This window comes from Citrobacter sp. TBCS-14 (genome assembly GCF_005280805.1).
Classification (GTDB): Bacteria; Pseudomonadota; Gammaproteobacteria; order Enterobacterales; family Enterobacteriaceae; genus Citrobacter; species Citrobacter gillenii.
Genome location: NZ_SZWM01001203.1, coordinates 1 through 224, shown reverse-complemented (window position 1 = coordinate 224; position 224 = coordinate 1). Strand labels below are relative to the sequence as shown.

Here is a 224-nt window from a genome sequence, read left to right as displayed (position 1 = left end):
AGTGCTTTGGTGTTCAAGCCTTGAGCGAATCACTCAAAGAACACGGTGATTTTGTTAAACATCGACGGATCGGACTGATTGCGGGCCACTTTCACCACATCTTCCAGTTTGTCGATCTGGCTTATCATCTGCTCCAGACGCTGGTCATCATTCACCAATAGCCAGATACGGCTCTTATCACTGTCCTGAATCGGTAGACAGAGGATACCTTCCACGTTGAACGC

Annotated in this window: 1 protein-coding gene; it reads right to left on the bottom strand. The window is 48.2% G+C overall.

Annotation, left to right across the window (positions count from 1 at the left end):
- Nucleotides 1-29: 29 nt before the first annotated feature.
- Nucleotides 30-224 (bottom strand): acetolactate synthase small subunit (locus tag FDX22_RS26280; RefSeq protein ID WP_146718007.1); only part of this gene is annotated, 195 nt, incomplete at its 5' end.